Origin of the sequence: Desulfomicrobium baculatum DSM 4028 (assembly GCF_000023225.1) — a bacterium.
Taxonomy (GTDB): domain Bacteria; phylum Desulfobacterota; class Desulfovibrionia; order Desulfovibrionales; family Desulfomicrobiaceae; genus Desulfomicrobium; species Desulfomicrobium baculatum.
The window spans coordinates 2,067,101-2,084,211 of record NC_013173.1; the positions used below are offsets into that span (position 1 = coordinate 2,067,101).

19 protein-coding genes are annotated in these 17,111 nt (G+C 58.7%); 9 read left to right on the plus strand and 10 right to left on the minus strand.

Annotated features, from left to right (window positions below; all coding sequences use genetic code 11):
- Window positions 1–3: 3 nt before the first annotated feature.
- A complete protein-coding gene (gene coaE / locus DBAC_RS09085; RefSeq protein ID WP_015773995.1) occupies window positions 4–1,584 on the minus strand; it encodes a dephospho-CoA kinase in 1,581 nt (526 codons plus the stop codon).
- Between the two features lie 169 nt (window positions 1,585–1,753).
- Window positions 1,754–2,884 carry an OmpA family protein gene (locus DBAC_RS09090; protein WP_015773996.1) on the minus strand — a complete coding sequence of 377 codons (1,131 nt, stop codon included), beginning with the start codon at window positions 2,882–2,884 and terminating at the stop codon, window positions 1,754–1,756.
- A gap of 202 nt (window positions 2,885–3,086) precedes the next feature.
- On the opposite strand from DBAC_RS09090, the gene dinB reads away from it, so the two are divergent.
- The 7 genes from dinB (at window position 3,087) to DBAC_RS09120 (ending at window position 8,589) form a co-directional block, all read left to right on the plus strand.
- Entirely contained in the window at window positions 3,087–4,325 is a 1,239-nt protein-coding gene (gene dinB, locus DBAC_RS09095) for a DNA polymerase IV (RefSeq protein ID WP_015773997.1), read from the plus strand.
- A gap of 68 nt (window positions 4,326–4,393) precedes the next feature.
- Complete coding sequence (locus DBAC_RS09100) at window positions 4,394–5,167, plus strand: dimethylarginine dimethylaminohydrolase family protein (protein ID WP_015773998.1); 774 nt, start codon at window positions 4,394–4,396, stop codon at window positions 5,165–5,167.
- A gap of 48 nt (window positions 5,168–5,215) precedes the next feature.
- The gene (locus DBAC_RS19315) at window positions 5,216–5,380 is read left to right on the plus strand and encodes a hypothetical protein (protein WP_015773999.1); all 165 of its coding nucleotides are present in this window, start codon (window positions 5,216–5,218) and stop codon (window positions 5,378–5,380) included.
- Window positions 5,381–5,415: 35 nt separating this feature from the next.
- Window positions 5,416–6,237, plus strand: a complete 822-nt coding sequence (locus tag DBAC_RS09105) for a transporter substrate-binding domain-containing protein (protein WP_015774000.1) — start codon at window positions 5,416–5,418, stop codon at window positions 6,235–6,237.
- Window positions 6,238–6,313: 76 nt separating this feature from the next.
- Complete coding sequence (locus DBAC_RS09110) at window positions 6,314–7,318, plus strand: amino acid ABC transporter permease (protein ID WP_015774001.1); 1,005 nt, start codon at window positions 6,314–6,316, stop codon at window positions 7,316–7,318.
- Between the two features lie 8 nt (window positions 7,319–7,326).
- Window positions 7,327–8,073: an amino acid ABC transporter ATP-binding protein gene (locus DBAC_RS09115; protein WP_015774002.1), complete on the plus strand. Its 747-nt coding sequence runs from the start codon at window positions 7,327–7,329 to the stop codon at window positions 8,071–8,073.
- 30 nt (window positions 8,074–8,103) lie between these two features.
- A complete protein-coding gene (locus DBAC_RS09120) occupies window positions 8,104–8,589 on the plus strand; it encodes a hypothetical protein (protein ID WP_015774003.1) in 486 nt (161 codons plus the stop codon).
- Window positions 8,590–8,688: 99 nt separating this feature from the next.
- Here DBAC_RS09120 and DBAC_RS09125 read toward each other — a convergent pair whose 3' ends face one another.
- Together DBAC_RS09125 and DBAC_RS09130 are read right to left on the minus strand one after the other, a co-directional pair.
- A complete protein-coding gene (locus DBAC_RS09125; protein WP_015774004.1) occupies window positions 8,689–9,222 on the minus strand; it encodes a hypothetical protein in 534 nt (177 codons plus the stop codon).
- Entirely contained in the window at window positions 9,197–9,424 is a 228-nt protein-coding gene (locus DBAC_RS09130; protein ID WP_043810773.1) for a hypothetical protein, read from the minus strand. Before DBAC_RS09130 ends, DBAC_RS09125 begins: the two co-directional genes overlap by 26 nt.
- Window positions 9,425–9,722: 298 nt before the next feature.
- Here DBAC_RS09130 and DBAC_RS09135 point away from each other — a divergent pair, with 298 nt between their 5' ends.
- Window positions 9,723–10,532, plus strand: a complete 810-nt coding sequence (locus DBAC_RS09135; RefSeq protein WP_015774005.1) for an ATP-binding protein — start codon at window positions 9,723–9,725, stop codon at window positions 10,530–10,532.
- 46 nt (window positions 10,533–10,578) lie between these two features.
- On the opposite strand, the gene DBAC_RS09140 is transcribed toward DBAC_RS09135, so the two are convergent.
- Window positions 10,579–11,571, minus strand: a complete 993-nt coding sequence (locus tag DBAC_RS09140) for a DMT family transporter (protein WP_015774006.1) — start codon at window positions 11,569–11,571, stop codon at window positions 10,579–10,581.
- Window positions 11,572–11,744: 173 nt separating this feature from the next.
- Between DBAC_RS09140 and DBAC_RS09145 the strand changes: the two genes are divergently transcribed.
- On the plus strand, window positions 11,745–13,184 hold the full coding sequence (locus DBAC_RS09145; RefSeq protein ID WP_228644975.1) for an ATP-binding protein: 1,440 nt from the start codon (window positions 11,745–11,747) through the stop codon (window positions 13,182–13,184).
- Between the two features lie 74 nt (window positions 13,185–13,258).
- On the opposite strand, the gene DBAC_RS09150 is transcribed toward DBAC_RS09145, so the two are convergent.
- The 5 genes from DBAC_RS09150 to rpsF are packed head-to-tail and all read right to left on the minus strand — an operon-like array spanning window position 13,259 to window position 17,108.
- Window positions 13,259–14,551: a phenylacetate--CoA ligase family protein gene (locus DBAC_RS09150; protein ID WP_015774008.1), complete on the minus strand. Its 1,293-nt coding sequence runs from the start codon at window positions 14,549–14,551 to the stop codon at window positions 13,259–13,261.
- A 39-nt stretch (window positions 14,552–14,590) separates the two neighbouring features.
- Window positions 14,591–16,036 (minus strand): replicative DNA helicase, encoded by a 1,446-nt coding sequence (gene dnaB / locus DBAC_RS09155; protein ID WP_015774009.1) that lies wholly within the window; start codon window positions 16,034–16,036, stop codon window positions 14,591–14,593.
- A complete protein-coding gene (gene rplI, locus DBAC_RS09160) occupies window positions 16,011–16,517 on the minus strand; it encodes a 50S ribosomal protein L9 (RefSeq protein ID WP_015774010.1) in 507 nt (168 codons plus the stop codon). The genes dnaB and rplI overlap by 26 nt, the downstream gene beginning before the upstream one ends.
- 11 nt (window positions 16,518–16,528) lie before the next feature.
- Window positions 16,529–16,792: a 30S ribosomal protein S18 gene (gene rpsR / locus DBAC_RS09165; RefSeq protein ID WP_015774011.1), complete on the minus strand. Its 264-nt coding sequence runs from the start codon at window positions 16,790–16,792 to the stop codon at window positions 16,529–16,531.
- A 1-nt stretch (window position 16,793) separates the two neighbouring features.
- Window positions 16,794–17,108, minus strand: coding sequence for a 30S ribosomal protein S6 (gene rpsF, locus DBAC_RS09170; RefSeq protein WP_081434502.1), 315 nt, complete (start codon window positions 17,106–17,108; stop codon window positions 16,794–16,796).
- Window positions 17,109–17,111: the final 3 nt, after the last annotated feature.

Genomic DNA, 17,111 nt, shown 5'->3' on the forward strand with positions numbered 1-17,111 from the left:
GGGTCAGTCCGCCTCCTCCATGGTGTCCGGGTTTTCAAAAATGGCGCACAGTTCATCGACGCACCGCTCGGCATGGCCGCGTAGCATCTCCTGCACGACCTGGATCAGAGCCCGCGCGCGGGAATGAAGATCCTGCAGGGAACCGGAATTGTCGACCACCAGCTGCGCCATGCCGACCTTCCTGTCCTGGGGCCATTGCCAGGAATCAACCATGACTATTCGCTCCGGGCTCCAGCCCCGGCCCTGCAGCCTGGCATGCCGCAGACGGTCCGGGCAATAGACCACCGCCAGCAGGTCGATCTCTGCGGCCAGCCCCGCTTCGCACAGCAGGGGAATCTCGGCCAGGGTCACGTCCTCGTCATGCGCGGCCCGGAAGGCGTGCAGGGCATGACGAACCAGCGGATGAACCAGTCGCTCCACCTCGCGGCGCAGGCTGTCGGACTCGGCCAGGGCGCTGCGGAGCAGGTCCTTGTCCACCCCTCCGCCGGGATGCGTGAAGCGGGTCCCGAAATGATGCTCCAGAATGGCGCAGCCCTCCCCGCCCTTGGCATAGGCCTCGGCCACCACCCGATCCGCACAGAAGACCGGCACTCCCATCTCCTCGGCCACTGCCCTGACGGTGGATTTTCCGCTGCCCACGGCTCCGGTCAGGCCGATGCAGGCCCGTTCACGGCAAAGCTCTCGCAGCACCTGCAGAAAATCATCCGGCGGCGGCGCGCAAAACTCCATGGATTCAAAACTGCGGGGATGCTCGAAACGCAGCTGCCAGGCATGCAGCATCTGCCGGGGGGCGCGCGCAGCGGTTTGCTTGTCGGCATAGACCGCGTCCCCCAGAAGGGGATGACCCAGCGCGGCCATATGCACCCGGATCTGGTGGGTGCGCCCGGTCATGATGCGCACCCGAACCAAAGAAGCGCTCCTGTCGGCAGCGCTCCAGAGCAGTTCAAACCTGGTCTCGGCCGCGCGGCCGCCGCGTTCAACCACGGCCATGCGCGTCTTGATGCTCGGATGCCGCCCCAAGGCAAGACTCACGGTCCCGGAGGAATCAGGCACCCCGGCGACCAGAGCCAGATACTCCTTGTAGACCTCCCGGGATGCGAAGGCCTGAGTCAGGCTCAGGCGGGCCGACTCGGACAAGGCCAGCACGATGAGCCCGGAGGTGTCTTTGTCCAGGCGATGCACGATCCCCGGGCGCTCCCCGGATTGAGACAGCAAGGCCGGAAAATGATGGGCCACCCGGTGCACAAGGGTCGGCTCAGCTACCGACGGCGCTGGATGGACGGTCATGGCCGGAGTCTTGTTGACCACGACCAGATCTTCATCGGCAAAAAATACATTCAGGGGCCCGTCATCGGGAACGACGCTTGAATCAGTGTATTCGGGGGCAAGTGTCAGGGTTTGTCCGGGCATGAGCCTGGTCGCAGCCTTGCTGCAGACCTGCCCGTTGATGCGCGCTCGCCCGTCCTTGATCCAGGCCTGAACGCGGCTTCTGCCCACGCCCTCCTCTTCAAGGCAGGTCTGCCAAAAAACATCCAGTCGCTGCCCGACATCCGCGACGCCAACCTTCTCCACATATTCCTGCATGCAGCCTTCCCCGTTACAACCGTGACCGGCCGACTCGGCCCGAAACGTACAATGTTTTTTTGGATTCCCGATACAACACGTTTTGCGTAGTCACCTTTCGCGCCGCTGACAAATGAAAAGGCGGCCCCGATCGGGACCGCCTTCCACTTAAGTCAATGTCGGAAGAAGATTATTTCTTCTTGTAGACACCCTTCAGTTCGGCCAGGATGCGGCGGTTTTCAGCGCGACCGGCATCGGTGTCATTGGTGGCGATGGGCTTGCTCTCGCCATAACCGACAGCGGAGAACAGGTTGGTGTCCATGCCGAGTTCGTTGACCAGATAGTCGCGGACGGCCTTGGCGCGTCGTTCGGACAACTTCTGGTTGTATTCGTCGGTACCCACGGAATCGGTGTGTCCGGCGATTTCAACGACGGTGAAGGACTGCTGCTGTCTCATGTAGGAAGCGAAATCAGCCAGCTCCTGATGGTATTCGGGCTTGATGTCGGACTTGTCGAAGTCGAAGTTGATCTTGAGCGTCACGATATCGTCAATGGGGCAACCGGCGGCGTCAACAGCCAGGCCCTTGATGGTGTCGGGGCACTTGTCGATGCAGTTGTTTACGCCATCGCCGTCGTCATCCAGGGAGCAGGGATCAACCGCAGTTGCGTCATCGTAGAAGACATCTTTCACGAACTTCTGCAGGGCGGCGTCATCGGCCAAATCGGCGGCGGAAGCGCCAACGCCGCAAGGCTGCTTCAGGGCGGTGATAGCGTCGAGCAAGGGCTGGTTGCCGTTCACGGTGTCGGCAAAGCTGATGGTGTGGAAACACGCGCCGTATTTTTCAGCCAGGGCGGCGGCAACCTTGACGGAGCCTTCGCCGGTGTTTTCACGGCCATCGGACACGACAATGACGGCACTGCGGCCCACGGCACCCTGCAGGGCGGGTTCAAGACCGGCCAGGCCTACACCAAGAGGCGTGGGGTTGGAGCCGATCACTGTAGGAATCTTGGCGATGGATGCACCATAGCCGGCGGTGGTGTAAGCTTCCAGAGCCTGGAGTTCACCGGCCGGAGCGGCGGTGCTGAGGGCGCCCTGATAGCCAAGTTCGGGGATCATGGCGTTCATGCGTTCGAGCAGGGCCTTGGCCAAAACGATCTTTGTTTCCTTGGTGCCTACATACTTCTCGTCCATGGAACCGGAGCGGTCAACCAGGATGAAGAAGTTGTCTACCTTGCGCACATAGTTTTCGGCGGCCACCGCCACGGAGGCGGAACACATGGCCACAAGCAGAGCCAAAAGAACCAATTTTTTAACTTTCATACGTTCTACTCCTCGGGTTGATATTACTTCTCAAATGAAAAAGCGGACATTTTTCGGAAAACCTGTCTGCTTATCTTTAGCTCTATCACAATTTATTGTCAAAGGCAGAAAAACAAAAGAAATATAAAATCTTCATCGGCAAACGGGTCGCCGTGGCAAATATGACTTGACCCTCGACTGAGCAGCGCCGACAATCAATGATATGGACGAATCTCTCAGGGCTGTCCCGGATTTTAAACGAGTCATTCTGCACTTGGACATGGACGCTTTTTTCACCTCCGTGGAACAGGCCGACGATCCTTTGTTGCAAGGGAAGCCTGTAGTGATCGGACAATCCTTGCGCGGAGTGGCCTCGGCGGCGTCATACGAAGCCAGAAAATACGGCATCAGATCCGCCATGCCCATCGTGCAGGCCAAAAAACTCTGCCCTCACGCAGTATTCCTGCCCGGCCGCATGTCCCGCTACCGTGAAATCTCGGTAAAGATCATGAACATTATGCGCGCGCTGTGTCCACTGGTCGAGCAGGCTTCGGTCGACGAGGCATATGCGGACATAAGCGGCACCCGGAGGATTTTCGGGCCTCCGGAAAACATCGCCCGGCGTCTCAAAGCCGAGATACTGGCCGCAACCAACCTGACCTGCTCCGTGGGCATCGCCCCCAATAAATTCCTCGCCAAGATCGCTTCGGACTGGAACAAGCCGGGCGGCCTGACCTTCATCCCTCCCGCCGACGTGCCCGCGTTCCTGCGCGACCTCCCGCTGGGCAGGATCCCCGGAGTCGGAAAACAGTTTCAGGAGGAGTTACGCCGCATCGGCGTGACCACGATCCCCCACGTTCTGGCGCACCCGCGAACCTACTGGAACGAGCTCATGGGCAAACGGGGAGCGTTCCTGCACGACAGGGCCTGCGGCATCGATGATTCGCCCGTGGTGCCCGGCAGCGATCCCAAGTCCTGCAGCGCGGAAAATACCCTGGACAGGGACACGCTTGACCGAACCCTGCTTGAGCGCTGGTTATTGATCCAGGCCGAACGCATCGGACGGGAACTGCGGGGGCTCGGGAAAAAAGGGCTGACCGTGACGCTCAAGATCAAATTCCAGGATTTCTCTTCCATCACGCGCAGCAGAACCCTGGCCAGGCCCACCGACATCACCACGGAAATCTTCGAGGCCGCGCGCATGCTCCTCACTGCCGAAAAACTCCCCCGGCCCGTCCGTCTCATCGGCACCGGAGTTTCCAATTTCCGCTTCGTGCAGGCCGAACTGCCGCTTATGCCCGATGCGGGCCGCAAGCGCAGTCAGCAGCTGGACCAGGCCATGGACCGCATCCGGGACAAGTTCGGAAACAAAAGCATCCTTCGGGCCGAGGCCGCCATCAGGGAATCGGACGCCGTGAACGACCTTTTATCCCAAAAAAATCGCACATCGAACGGACAATAATACTTGCCAAAGAAGATTTTTCTTGCTTGGGAAATCCGATTCGAACATCAAGCATATAAGGATATTCCATGTTTTCTCATGCCATCACCCGCATCCCCGGCCCGGATTACCCAAAAGGACTGACCACCTCCACCCTGCCCGCTCCAGACCTTGAACTGGCACTCCGGCAGCATGACGCATATGTACGCTGCCTCGAATCCCTGGGGCTGACCGTTGAAGTCCTGCCCGCCGCGCCCGGCTTCCCCGACGCCTGTTTTGTCGAGGACACGGCCGTAGTCGTCCGCGAGACGGCAGTCATCACACGCCCCGGAGCCCCGTCGCGCACGGGCGAGACGGTTCATATCGAAGCCGCGCTGGCCCCCCACCGCCCCCTGGCCCGCATAAAGGCGCCGGGCACCCTGGACGGAGGCGACATCCTGCAGGTGGGCAAACACTTCTTTATCGGCGTGTCGGACCGCACCAATGACGAAGGCGCGAGGCAGCTCGCCGCCATCCTGGCCGTCCACGGCTACGAGAGCAGCATCATCAAGGTGGCTGCGGGCCTGCATCTCAAATCAAGTCTCAACTTCGTGGGCGAAGACACCATGCTGGTCACGGCCGACTTTGCCGGACATCCGGCCATCGCCGATTTCAAACAGATCGTCTGCCCGGCGGACGAGGAATACGCGGCCAACACGGTGCTCGTGAACGGCACCCTGATCATGCCGACGGGCTATCCCCGGACCAGAGCCCTGCTGGAACCGCTTAACCTGCCCATCGTGGAACTGGACACCAGTGAATACCGCAAGATGGACGGCGGTCTGACCTGCCTGTCCTTACGTCTGCAAAACCCTGTTTCTTGAGTTTTCGACCATCACGGCGTAGGGGAATCAACGCAAGGGGGATATGTAATGGAACTGTTCAAAAATCGATACAAACGTGAATTCATCGAAGTCGCCTGCCCCAAATGCAAGCAGACCAAAATCATCTGCCTGCCCGAGGAGGAGATACCCACCTGCGAGTACTGCAAAGTCAAAATGAACATCAAAGAGGTTCTGACCGAGGGAAAATATTGACCACCGGCAAGCCTTGTAACCAAAGAGGAGGCTCTATGCGTTTTATGACGAAGATTGTTTTGGCCCTGCTGCTGGTCGCGTTTGCGGCCATGCCCGTCATGGCCGCGGATCACGAACTTGCCCAGAAATCCACCCTGAACGAAATCCTGAAGCGCGGCGAGCTGCGTGTCGGCCTCGACGCCGGCTACATGCCCTTCGAGATGACGGACAAGAAGGGCGAGATCGTCGGCTTCGACGTGGACATGGCCAAGGAAATGGCCAAGGCCATGGGCGTCAAGCTGACCATCGTCAACACCGACTATGACGGCATCATTCCCGCCTTGATGGCCGACAAGTTCGACATCATCATCAGCGGCATGACCGTTAACCAGGAACGCAACCTGCAGATCAATTTCGCCGACCCGTACATCGTCGTCGGCCAGGCCATCCTCTTGAACAAAAAGCACGAGGGCGCGATCACTTCCTATAAGGATTTGAACGATCCCAAGTTCACCGTTGTCTCCCGCATCGGCACCACCGGCGAACAGGCCGCCAAGCGCATGATCCCCAAGGCTCAGTACAAGAGCTTTGAGAAGGAGTCCGACGGCGCCATGGAAGTGGTCAACGGCCAGGCCGACGCGTTTGTCTATGACCTGCCCTTCAACGTGGTCTTCATGGCCCAGCAGGGCGGCAAGAACCTGGTCCTGCTGGACAAGCCCTTCACCTACGAGCCCCTGGGCTTCGGCGTGAAGAAGGGTGACCCGGACTTTTTGAACTGGCTGGACAACTTCCTGACCCAGATCAAGAACGACGGCCGCTTCGACCGCATCTACGACAAGTGGATCAAGGGCACCGAGTGGCTCAAGGACATCCAGTAATCAAGCAAAGTTGAGGGATCCGGCTTTTCATGCCGGATTCCTCGTTTTCATGACTTAAGCATCACCAGGACGGACAATGGCCACCTACACCGGACTCGATCGGCCCAAAAGCAAATTTTATTACCAGTTCTGGAGTCTCGCCTTCGTGATCGGGCTCTGCAGCGCCATGGCTCTGCTCTACTACTCCACGAAAAAAGTGGAGTACACATGGAGATGGAACCGCGTACCCCAATATTTCATTTACGACGACAAGGTGAACATCCGCGCGGAGATGGAAGGGACCATCACCTCCATCACGGAAACCGGCGAGAACGTACTCGTGACGGTGCAAGGCGACGACGGGGAAGAAAGCCACACCCTGCCCAAAACCTCGCTGCTGCTGGCCCCGGGCGACTATGTCTATGCGGGCGACAACATCGGTTTCTACTCCGAGACAAAGCCCGGCATCCTGATCGAAGGACTGCTGCTGACTCTTGAAGTGAGCGCTCTGGCCATCGTCTTCGGCATCCTGCTCGGCCTCTTCACGGGTCTGGCCCGCATCTCCGACAACCCGGCCCTGCGCTGGGGAGCCATCGCCTACATCGAACTCATCCGCGGCTCACCGCTGCTGGTGCAGATATTTCTCTGGTACTTCGTGGTCGGCACGGTCATCAACAGCATGCTGTCCCAATACGGGATCGGGCAAATCCCGCCGCTCTGGTTCGGCGTCATGGCCCTGGCCATCTTCACCGGCGCCTACACCGCCGAGATCGTGCGCGCGGGCATCCAGTCCGTGCACCGCGGCCAGATGGAGGCCGCACGCTCGCTCGGGATGACCTACAACAAGGCCATGCGCAAGGTCATCCTGCCCCAGGCCTTCCGCCGCATCCTGCCCCCCCTGGCCGGACAGTTCATCAGCCTGGTCAAGGACTCCTCCCTCCTCGGCGTCATCTCCATCCGCGAACTGACCAAGGCTTCCCGGGAGGTCGTGTCTTCGTCCCTGCAGCCCTTTGAAATCTGGATCGTGTGCGCCATCCTGTACCTGGTCCTGACCTTTACCCTGTCCATGTTCGTGCAGTATCTCGAACGCAAGGCCATCTAGAGGATATCATGCACAAACCACCCATCATCGACGTTCAAAGCATCGACAAGTTCTTCTACACCCCGGAACGTTTGCAGGCCCTGAACCGCGTATCCTGCACCGTGGCGCATGGGGAGGTCGTGGTCATCATCGGGCCGTCCGGTTCCGGGAAATCAACCTTCCTGCGCTGCCTGAATCGCCTAGAATACGCCGATACCGGACACATCATCATCGACGGCGTGGACATTCTCGATCCCAAATGCGATATCAACGCCATTCGCGCCGAAGTGGGCATGGTCTTCCAGTCCTTCAACCTCTTCCCGCACAAGACGGTGCTGGACAATCTGACCATGGCCCAGATGTCGGTGCGCGGGCGCTCGAAAAAAGAGGCCGAGGCCAAGGGCATGGCGCTCCTGGAAAAGGTCGGCATCGCCGAAAAGTTTGCGGCCAGACCCGAGCAACTCTCCGGCGGTCAGCAGCAGCGCGTGGCCATTGCCCGATCCCTGGCCATGGACCCGAAGATCATGCTCTTCGACGAACCCACCTCCGCCCTTGATCCGGAAATGGTCGGCGAGGTTCTGGACGTCATGAAGAACCTGGCCCGAGAGGGAATGACCATGGTCGTCGTCACCCACGAAATGGGTTTCGCGCGCGAGGTCGCGGACCGGGTCCTGTTCATGGACAAAGGCGAAATTCTGGAACAGGGCGCGCCCGAACATTTTTTCACCGCGCCAACCCTGGAACGGACCAAGGAGTTTTTGGGGCAAATTCTCTGATCAGACAACGACAACCGAGGAAGGAGCGAGATGAGCAAGGCGCTACAGCATCAATTGGCCAAGACCATCAAGGAACAGGGCGACATGGCCCGGGATATGGCCATTGCGGAACTCAAAGACCTGAAGAAAGACCTTCTGGAACTGGAAAAAGCCCTGACCACCAAGAAGACCCCCGACCAGGGTCTGCTCATGGACATTTCCCACGGCGCCTTCGAACTCTTCCGCACAGCCTCCATCGTCCTGGAAACAGACAACCTGCAGGATCAGCTCCAGCACGCTGCCGAAGCCGGCAAGGACTTGGAATACCTCGAAAAAAAGGGAGCCATCCTGCTCACTAAACCCGAAGGCTGGCACTGGTTCACGCCCAAGGGCGAAATGCTTTTCCTGGCCGCGCCGAACGAGACCAGGCTGGCCGCCCAGAAACTGCAGGAACGCATCACCCGCAAGACACCCGCCAAACCAGCCCCCAAGCCCCAGGCACCGCCCAAAGCTCCGCCCATTTCGACGGAAGATTGATCTTGGGTCAAACGAAAAAATGCCCGCCGGACCGAATGGTTCGAGCGGGCTTTTCATTTGTGGAGGCGAGGAAAGATAGGCAGAAATGCCCCGTGATCTTTACTTCAATCCCAAAGCTTCGCGTTGCATATTCTGGTATTGCTTATTGGCTGCCCTTAGATTGTCCTTACGCTGGCGGAGGATGTTCTTCTCGGAGACGGAGGCTGTACCCTTGAGGCGATTGGTCAGACGGGCGGTGTGGGAAAGGATGAATTCTCGAAAAGCATCGAGGGGAAGGCCGCCTTGCTTGCGTTTGGCGGAAAACGCATGGGCAGCTTTGGCATAGGCCTCTTTATCCTGCACAAGCGTAAGGGACCCAGAGGCCTCTTCAAGCTGTTTCAGGTCAGGATTAATGCTGCTCACCATCTCGGCGGAGTTTGCGTATGTGGCGAGTTCCTGCTGCAGAGTCAATTTTTCTGCAGCAAGGATGAGCTCAGGGCTATTGGATTTTTCTAATTGTTTGTACGTTGTAAGCGTGGCGGGCAAGCTTTTCTGAAATTCCACCGCCTCTAAAGATGACTCTTTAAGCTGAAATAGGCCCCAATCACGCGAGAGATTTTCAAAAAGCTCATCTATCAAGCCAGGCTTTACCATGAACTGTCTCCGCCTCAGAAAGATCGTACCCTTGTTCTCGCAGATACTCGATCCCAAAGAGCTCTTTTCCGGCAGCGACTAAATGCGTTGGGAGAGGAATTTTTTTGAGCAGCCGACTGGCTTCCCCGTGTTCACCTCGCTCTTTTGCGGCAAGCGAAGCGCTGAGAATCCGAAATCTTTCTTCTCGTGTCAGCTTTTCCATGATTATCTCCAGTTTTTCTGATCGATAGGGCAACCCGCTTTCGGTGTCCAGAGCGGGGCAAGCCCATTCCTCGGCCAGGTTTGGTATTACACGCCCGGCCTTCTGGACTAATCCCGGTTTTTTTGAATCCTCCAAGCCTGGAAGCAGGCTGGGATAAGACCTAACCACCACTCATTTACAGGACAATAGGGTCCGCTACTGATCTTTCCCCAAAATCTCCCCATTTTTGACATGGCTCAAAGCGGCCTTATCTCAAAGCCCCTAGACAGGACTCACGCAACAAACAGCGGAGGAACGCATGAAAAGAAAAATCATTGAAATAGACGAAGAAAAGTGCACGGGCTGCGGCCAGTGCGTGACTGGATGCGCCGAGGGCGCTTTGGCCATCATCGACGGCAAGGCCAAGATCGTGAGGGATATGTTTTGTGACGGGCTCGGAGCCTGCATCGGGCATTGCCCCGAGGACGCCCTGCACATCATCGAGCGCGAAGCCGACGATTTCGACGAGGAAGCGGCCATGGAGCATGTGCGCAAAATAGGCGGCGTCGAGGCCCTGGTTCACGGAGCGGGACACGGCGGCTGCCCGTCGGCCCAGGTTTCGACCCGCACGGCCGGACATGGCGGCTGCCCTTCCGCCGGCATGATGCGCATGACCCCGTGCGAACAGGCCAACGTGCCCGCAGGCCAGGCCGGCTCGGCCCTGTCCCACTGGCCCGTGCAGATCCGGCTCGTTCCGCCGCACGCGCCTTTCCTGCAGGACGCGGATCTCTTGATCGCCGGAGACTGCTGCCCCGTGGCCACTCCGGATTTCCACGGACGCTTCCTGGCCGGACGCACGGTCATGATCGGCTGCCCCAAATTCGACAACGCCGGGGAATACGTGGAGCGCCTGACCCAGGTCTTTGCCCAGAACAGGATCAAGTCCGTGACCATCCTGGAAATGGAAGTGCCCTGCTGCTCCGGCTTGTCGCGCATCGTGGGACAGGCCCTGGCCAACAGCGGAAAGGACATTCCCGCAGTGCGGGCCATCGTGGCCAGGGACGGCAAGGTCAGCGAGGAGAAATTCACCCCCCCGGCGACGGCCCCTCAGGGATTGACCCGGCTCTAAGTCCAGCCCCAAGCTCTGGGACGCATCATCCGCCTCCCGAGCCCGCTTACCGGTTCCAGTCCTGGTCGCGCACCCGGACAAAAGCCTCTTCCGGCACAGCGAGGGGCTGCGCAAGAACACCCTCTTCCGCCATAACGCGGTGGAGGGTGTTTTTGCGTTCACGCTCCGGCCACTGCTGACACAGCAGCACGCCGGCAAAGACCACGGCCACCCCGGCAAGCTGCCAGGCGGTAAGACGCTCGCCCAGACACAACCAGCCCAGCAGCATGGAAAACACGGGAATGAGATTGACGAAGGCCGAAGCCTGCCAGGCCGGAAGCTTGCTGATCCCGTAGTTGTAGAAACCGTACGCCCCGATGCTTATGCATACGCACAGGTACAGCACGGCCAGACTGGGACCTGGCGGGAAGGCCTGGGGCATCACGGTCGTCGGCAGAAAAAGCAGCGGCAAAAAAAAGACCGTACCCACCATGGACTGTACGGCGGTCAAAAACCAGGGGGAGTAGCGGGAGCAGAGCTTTTTCATGCTCACGGTGTAGCCCGCCGCGCAGAACATGGCCAAAAGTTCCAGAAAATTGCCGAAAAGCGGTCGCGGAGCCGCCTCCGTGGCCACTCCGGAAACGCTGACCCAGACCACTCCGGCCAGGGCCAGGATCAGGCCCGACCATGAGCGGGCGGTCAGGCGCTCGCCCAGGAAAAATCCGGCGCAGACCGCGACCAAAACGGGCAGCGTGGCCGCGACCATTCCAGCCTGGGAAGCCGAGGTCATGGTCAGGGCCTGGCCCTCGAACACGAAATAGAAGCACGGTTCGCACAAGGCCATAAAGATCATGAAACCCAGATCTTCCCGGCGCAGATTCCGCGGACGCCAGCGCGGCAACACGAGCAGAAAGAGAAAAGCCGAAAGGGCCATGCGCATGAAAACAACAACAATGGGATCAAAAAACATCACCGCGTACTTGAAAGCCACAAAAGAACTGCCCCAAAGCAGCATGCCGACAAACAGGGAAATAAAAGGAAGAGCTGAAAAAATTGGCATCGCGACCCACCAAAGCATGCATAATAGCAGTATATTTTAAAAAAAAGCTTGCATAGAATTAAGGCTGCACCTACGTATTAAGCGAAGACTCATAAATAATCATGAGTATCCGGCCCTCTTCCGACAACTTTTCGAAAAGCAGACATTCCATGCACGACTCACCTTTTGAAAACATGTCCGAAACTGCGCAGCACTTCAGTACTCCGCAGCTTGAAGATATTTTTCAATCTGTCTTGAGCGACATACAAAACCATCGTCTGCTGAATTGTGTGATCGGATTTCCAAAATCAGGCAAGACATTTTTTCTGAACCGCCTTGCGTCAGCCCAGAATGCCCATACATTAAGCATCACCGCATCATCCGGTCAGACACTTTCCCAAACAATAAATGAGAAATTGTCACCCGAGAAGGAAAATAAAGCGGCTTTGACCCAACTGCTTCGCGAGAAGAAGCACGTTATTCTCTTCGTCGACAATTCCCATCTGCTTACGGATGCGGATTTCGCATTCCTGGGTGGCCTCTTCAGCCTGACAAGGCACCTCTCGACAGTGCTGCAGGTCGTCCTGGTCGGAAACGGCGAAATCGTGCACAGGCTGGCCAGGCCCGAAAACAGGCCCATCTACAACATGCTCGGAGCCATCTGGACTCTCCCCAAGCTGAACCGCGAACAATCCCTGGCCTACATCCGCTTTCTTCTTGACGGCGCCGGACTGGACACAGACCTCATCGGCAATCCCGAGGCAGTGGCCAAACGCGCTGCGGGAGTGATTGGCATCCTGCGCATGCTGACCATGACCCTGGCCTTGAAGGCCCTGCATTCGGATCACTCCTGCGACGCGGAAGAGGCCCTGAATTTCAAAAGCAACTGCCCGGAAACAGAGAAAAAACCGGACGAGGCCATGCCGACCCAGAATATGGCATCCGGAAATTCCTTGATGGCAGGCGTGATCCTGGCTCTGATCATGGCGGGAATCATTGCGATATTCCTGTTCTTTTTTTCCTGGCTCATGCCGGAAGCGCGCCTGGGAGACATGTTCTCGGCCATCACCGGCAGTGCTCGGCAGGAGATAGTCGAGCCAGCCCCAGTCAGCCCCGCTCCCCCACAAAACGTCCAGGCGGCGTCCGGCTCCGTGCACTGGCAGAGCGTGGCCAAGACCGTTTTTCGCAAGCGCACGACGGACGGCCCCTATTCGCTCCAGCTCGGAGCGTATCCGACCATGGAATCCCTGCTGTTGCATCTGCCGCGTTTCATGGACCAGAAGCAGCCCCTGTTCTGGAATCACGATCAGGGCGATGGGCGCTTCTCGCTTTTCGTGGGGCGCTTCGAAAGTTTCGAACAGGCCGGGAAATTCGCGGAACAAAACAACCTGGCCGATACGCCGGTGGTCTTCAGACCCTTTGTGGCCACGGTGGGCCCACTCACGGATCAGCAGCAGATCAACCGCGCAAGCATGAGCCTCGGACTGCCCGAGCAGCTGGACATTTTCGAGCGCGAATTGGTCAACGGAGTCGAGATCCAGTTCGCCCTGGAACGATCCCGCGATGACGCCCTGGCGCATTGCACCCGCGCCGAACAAAAAGGGCTCTCCTGCGCCGTCACGCAATATGAATGAAAAAGGGACGATCCTGCCACTAAAGGGCCATGATCGTCCCGAAGGTCTGATCTCAATCCGCAGGCGATAGTGCGCTACTCGCGCAGATCAAGCACCCGTTGCGCCTTGCCTTCCGACTTGGGCAGGGAATTCTGCTCCACCAGATCGATGCGCGCGGTGATGAGGATCTCGTCGCGCAGCCTGGAGCTGATGCGACTCTGCAGGCTCTTGAGCTCGCGCATGTCTTCCACGAAATACTCTTCCTTGACCTCCACCTTGACGCGCATCTGATCCAGATAGCCGTCGCGCTCCAGCACGATCAGGTAGTTCTGTCCGACTTCCGGAATGCTCATCAGCACCTGCTCGACCTGCATGGGGTAGATGTTCACCCCTTTCAAGATGATCATGTCGTCGGCGCGGCCCATGATGCGATCCAGGCGGCGATGCGTGCGCCCGCAGGCGCAATCCCCGGGGATGAAGCGGGTCAGGTCCTTGGTGCGGTAGCGGATGAGCGGCATGCCTTCGCGGCAGAGCGTGGTGATGACCAGCTCGCCGATTTCGCCGTCCGGCAACTGCTCGCCCGTCTCAGGATCGACGATCTCGGCCAGGTAGGCGTCCTCCCAGATATGCATGCCGCTTTGCTCCAGGCACTCGAAGGCCACGCCCGGCCCGTTCATCTCGGACAGTCCGTAGGAGTTGTAGGCCTTGATCCCGTAGACTTCCTCGATGCGCTTGCGGATGGCAGCGGTGTGAGGCTCCGCGCCGATGAGGGCCACGCGCAGGTTCAGACGATCGGGAGTATAGCCCATCTCGTCTTTGACCGTGCCCAGATGCAGGGCATAGGACGGGATGATATGAATGACGGAGACTTGAAAATCTTCCAGGAGCTTGAGCTGGCGCTTGGAATTGCCCGCCCCGGCCGGGATGGTCAGGCAGCCCAGACGCTCGGCGCCGTAATGGATGCCAAGCCCTCCGGTGAAGAGTCCGTAACCGGACATGTTCTGGAAAGTATCCTCGGCCCTGATCCCGACCATGTGCATGCAGCGGGCCATGAGATCGGCCCAGGAATCGATGTCGTTTCTGGTGTAGTAGATGACGGTGGCCGATCCCGTGGTTCCGGAGGATGCGTGCAGGCGGACCATGTCGGAGACGGGCCGGGTCAGCATGCGCGCGGGATAGGCGCTGCGCAGGTCGTCCTTGGTGGTGAAGGGGAGCCTGGCAACGTCCGCGGCGGAAGTGATCGCCTCCGGGCGTATTCCCATTTCGGCGAAACGGCGGCCATAAAAGTCGGACCGGGCCGCGCGTTCGAGAGTGGTTGCAAGTCGCGTCTTCTGAACCTTGTCCAATTCGCTGCGCGAAAAAAATTCTTCCGGGCAATAGGCTTTCATGGATGTGTCCGCTCTTGAGTTGAAGGTACGCGGGATTGGTCAGTACGCGCCGCCGTCCTCGGACGGTAGACCTACTTCCGTAAGATTCTCGAATACGGTGTACTGGCCGAAATAACCCAGACGGATGGCTCCGACAGGACCGTTACGCTGCTTGCCGATGATGATCTCGGCGATATTCTTGTTCGGATTGTCCTCGGCCTTGTTGTAGGCCGCATCACGATAGATGAAGACGATGACGTCGGCGTCCTGTTCGATGGCGCCCGATTCGCGCAAATCCGAGATCATGGGCCGCTTGTCGGAGCGCTCCTCGACCTTGCGGTTGAGCTGCGACAGGGCGATGACCGGCACTTCAAGCTCCTTGGCCAGGGCTTTCAAATTACGCGAGATATCCGAAATTTCCTGTTCGCGGGAATCGCTCTTGTGGGAGGAGCGCATGAGCTGCAGATAGTCGACGATAATGAGCCCCACGCCCTTCTCGGCCTTGAGGCGCCTGCTGCGGGCCCGTATTTCCATGGTTGAGAGAGCCGGAGTGTCGTCGATGTAGATGGGTGCCCTGGAAAGGTCCTCGGCGGACTGATAGAGCCTGCTCCAGTCCTCGTCGTTCAGATACCCGCTGCGCAGGCGGCTCAGGTCCACCCGGCCGTGACAGCCCAGAAGACGCATCATGAGCTGGTCCATGGACATCTCAAGGGAAAAGACCGCCACGGGCACATCGTGCTGAATGGCCGCGCGCATGCCCATGTTCAGCGCCAGAGCGGTCTTGCCCATGGACGGACGGGCCGCGAGAATGATCAGGTCGGACTTTTGCAGTCCGGCGGTCATCTGATCGAAATCCGTGTAGCCCGTGGGCACACCCGTGACCAGTTCGCCCTGCCCTGCCCGCGCCTCCAACTGTTCGAAGACCCGCTGGACCAGATCCTTGCTGCTCATGAAGACGGGTTTGCCCTTGGATTCGGCAATGGAGAAAATCTGCTGCTCGGCCTGGTCCAGCAGGGATTCCGTCTGCTCGCCGGCTTCAAAGCAGCTGGTCAGGATCTCGGAGGAGGTCTGAATGAGCCTGCGGCGCACGGACTTGTCACGCACGATCTGAGCGTGAAAGACGGCATTGGACGCCGAAGCCACGGATTCGGCCAGGGAGGCCAGGTAAACCGTGCCGCCGACCTCGTCGAGCTGCCCCTTGGTCTGCAGATATTCGGCCACGGTGACCAGGTCCACGGGCTCGCGGCGGCGGTACAGTTCCTGGAAGGCCTGATAGATGATGCGATGCACCGGCGAGTAGAAATCCTCGTCGTTGATCGTATCGACCAGGGTATGAAAAATATCGTTGCGCAGGAAAACCCCGCCCAGCACCGCCTGTTCGGCTTCGGTGTTATGAGGGGGGACTCTGCGCAACAAATCAGAAGAGGCCTTTTGCAAGGCCTCCTCTGGTTGGATTTTAGTTCCGAGGCGCTGCCCGAACTTACTCTGCGGCTTCTTCGGTTGCATCGGCCTGCGGTTCGGGTTCGTTCACCTGTTCCTGACGACCATGCTTGACCACATTCACGGTCAGCTTGGCCACGACCTCGGGATGCAGCTTCACATCGAGGACGTATTCGCCCAGGGCGCGGATGCCGTCATCGAGCTGAATCTTGCGGCGATCCACTTCCACTCCCTGCTCTTCCAGGATCGTGCCGATCTGGGAAGAAGTGACGGAGCCGTAAAGCTTGTCGCCATCGCCCACGCGCACTTCGATCACGACCTTGGCAGCCTCGATCTTGGCGGCCAAAGCGGCGGCCTCGGCCTTGACGGCGTCGTTCATGGCCTGCAGCTTGCGGCGTTCCTGTTCAAAGACCTTCAAGTTGCCGGGACTTGCCATGGAAGCAAGACCCTGAGGCAACAGATAATTTCTGCCATAACCGGGACGGACCGCGACGATGTCGCCCAGTCGTCCCAGATTATCCACGTCTGCTCTCAAAATGACCTTCATGATCAAATCTCCTAGACTCTAGATTTTTTGAGCACGTCGGTGCTGTGGGTAGCCGTGTAGAACATCAGAGCCATCTGGCGGGCGCGCTTGACTTCACGGGTGAGAGCCCGCTGGTGCTTGGCGCAGGTGCCGGTGATACGGCTGGCAATGATCTTGCCGCGATCGGTCACGAAATCGTTCAGGACTTCCGGGTGCTTGTAATCAAGCAGGATCTCGGGATTCTCGCAGAAACGGCAGTACTTTCTCCGGGGTGCGAATTTCTTCTTAAAGGACATGTTATGCCTCCTCGGTTGCCGCAGCAGGGGTCTCGGCGAGTCTGACGGTAATGAACTTGAACACGCCATCGGTGATGCGGACATTGCGTTCCAATTCCGCGACAGCCTTGCCAGGCATGTTCATTTCCATGCGGACGTACCGGCCACGATTGAACTTGCGCACCGGATATGCCGTATCCTTGACGCCCCAGTCGTCGACCTTGAGAACGGTGCCGCCCTCGCGCTCGACAATGGCGCTGAAGTTGTTCACGATTTCGCGGCATTCTTCCACACCCAGCTCAGGGCTGAGCAGGATCAATTCCTCGTACCTTGTCATCAT

Excerpts from the sequence above, each read along its gene's own strand:
- DBAC_RS19315 (WP_015773999.1), top strand. The coding sequence starts at position 5,216 with ATGGAACTGTTCAAAAATCGATACAAACGTGAATTCATCGAAGTCGCC.
- dinB (WP_015773997.1), top strand. The coding sequence starts at position 3,087 with ATGGACGAATCTCTCAGGGCTGTCCCGGATTTTAAACGAGTCATTCTG.
- DBAC_RS09090 (WP_015773996.1), bottom strand. The coding sequence starts at position 2,884 with ATGAAAGTTAAAAAATTGGTTCTTTTGGCTCTGCTTGTGGCCATGTGT.
- rpsF (WP_081434502.1), bottom strand. The coding sequence starts at position 17,108 with ATGACAAGGTACGAGGAATTGATCCTGCTCAGCCCTGAGCTGGGTGTG.
- DBAC_RS09115 (WP_015774002.1), top strand. The coding sequence starts at position 7,327 with ATGCACAAACCACCCATCATCGACGTTCAAAGCATCGACAAGTTCTTC.
- DBAC_RS09110 (WP_015774001.1), top strand. The coding sequence starts at position 6,314 with ATGGCCACCTACACCGGACTCGATCGGCCCAAAAGCAAATTTTATTAC.
- DBAC_RS09150 (WP_015774008.1), bottom strand. The coding sequence starts at position 14,551 with ATGAAAGCCTATTGCCCGGAAGAATTTTTTTCGCGCAGCGAATTGGAC.
- DBAC_RS09105 (WP_015774000.1), top strand. The coding sequence starts at position 5,416 with ATGCGTTTTATGACGAAGATTGTTTTGGCCCTGCTGCTGGTCGCGTTT.
- DBAC_RS09125 (WP_015774004.1), bottom strand. The coding sequence starts at position 9,222 with ATGGTAAAGCCTGGCTTGATAGATGAGCTTTTTGAAAATCTCTCGCGT.
- rpsR (WP_015774011.1), bottom strand. The coding sequence starts at position 16,792 with ATGTCCTTTAAGAAGAAATTCGCACCCCGGAGAAAGTACTGCCGTTTC.
- DBAC_RS09145 (WP_228644975.1), top strand. The coding sequence starts at position 11,745 with ATGTCCGAAACTGCGCAGCACTTCAGTACTCCGCAGCTTGAAGATATT.
- DBAC_RS09140 (WP_015774006.1), bottom strand. The coding sequence starts at position 11,571 with ATGCCAATTTTTTCAGCTCTTCCTTTTATTTCCCTGTTTGTCGGCATG.
- DBAC_RS09100 (WP_015773998.1), top strand. The coding sequence starts at position 4,394 with ATGTTTTCTCATGCCATCACCCGCATCCCCGGCCCGGATTACCCAAAA.
- rplI (WP_015774010.1), bottom strand. The coding sequence starts at position 16,517 with ATGAAGGTCATTTTGAGAGCAGACGTGGATAATCTGGGACGACTGGGC.
- DBAC_RS09130 (WP_043810773.1), bottom strand. The coding sequence starts at position 9,424 with ATGGAAAAGCTGACACGAGAAGAAAGATTTCGGATTCTCAGCGCTTCG.
- dnaB (WP_015774009.1), bottom strand. The coding sequence starts at position 16,036 with ATGCAACCGAAGAAGCCGCAGAGTAAGTTCGGGCAGCGCCTCGGAACT.
- DBAC_RS09135 (WP_015774005.1), top strand. The coding sequence starts at position 9,723 with ATGAAAAGAAAAATCATTGAAATAGACGAAGAAAAGTGCACGGGCTGC.
- DBAC_RS09120 (WP_015774003.1), top strand. The coding sequence starts at position 8,104 with ATGAGCAAGGCGCTACAGCATCAATTGGCCAAGACCATCAAGGAACAG.
- coaE (WP_015773995.1), bottom strand. The coding sequence starts at position 1,584 with ATGCAGGAATATGTGGAGAAGGTTGGCGTCGCGGATGTCGGGCAGCGA.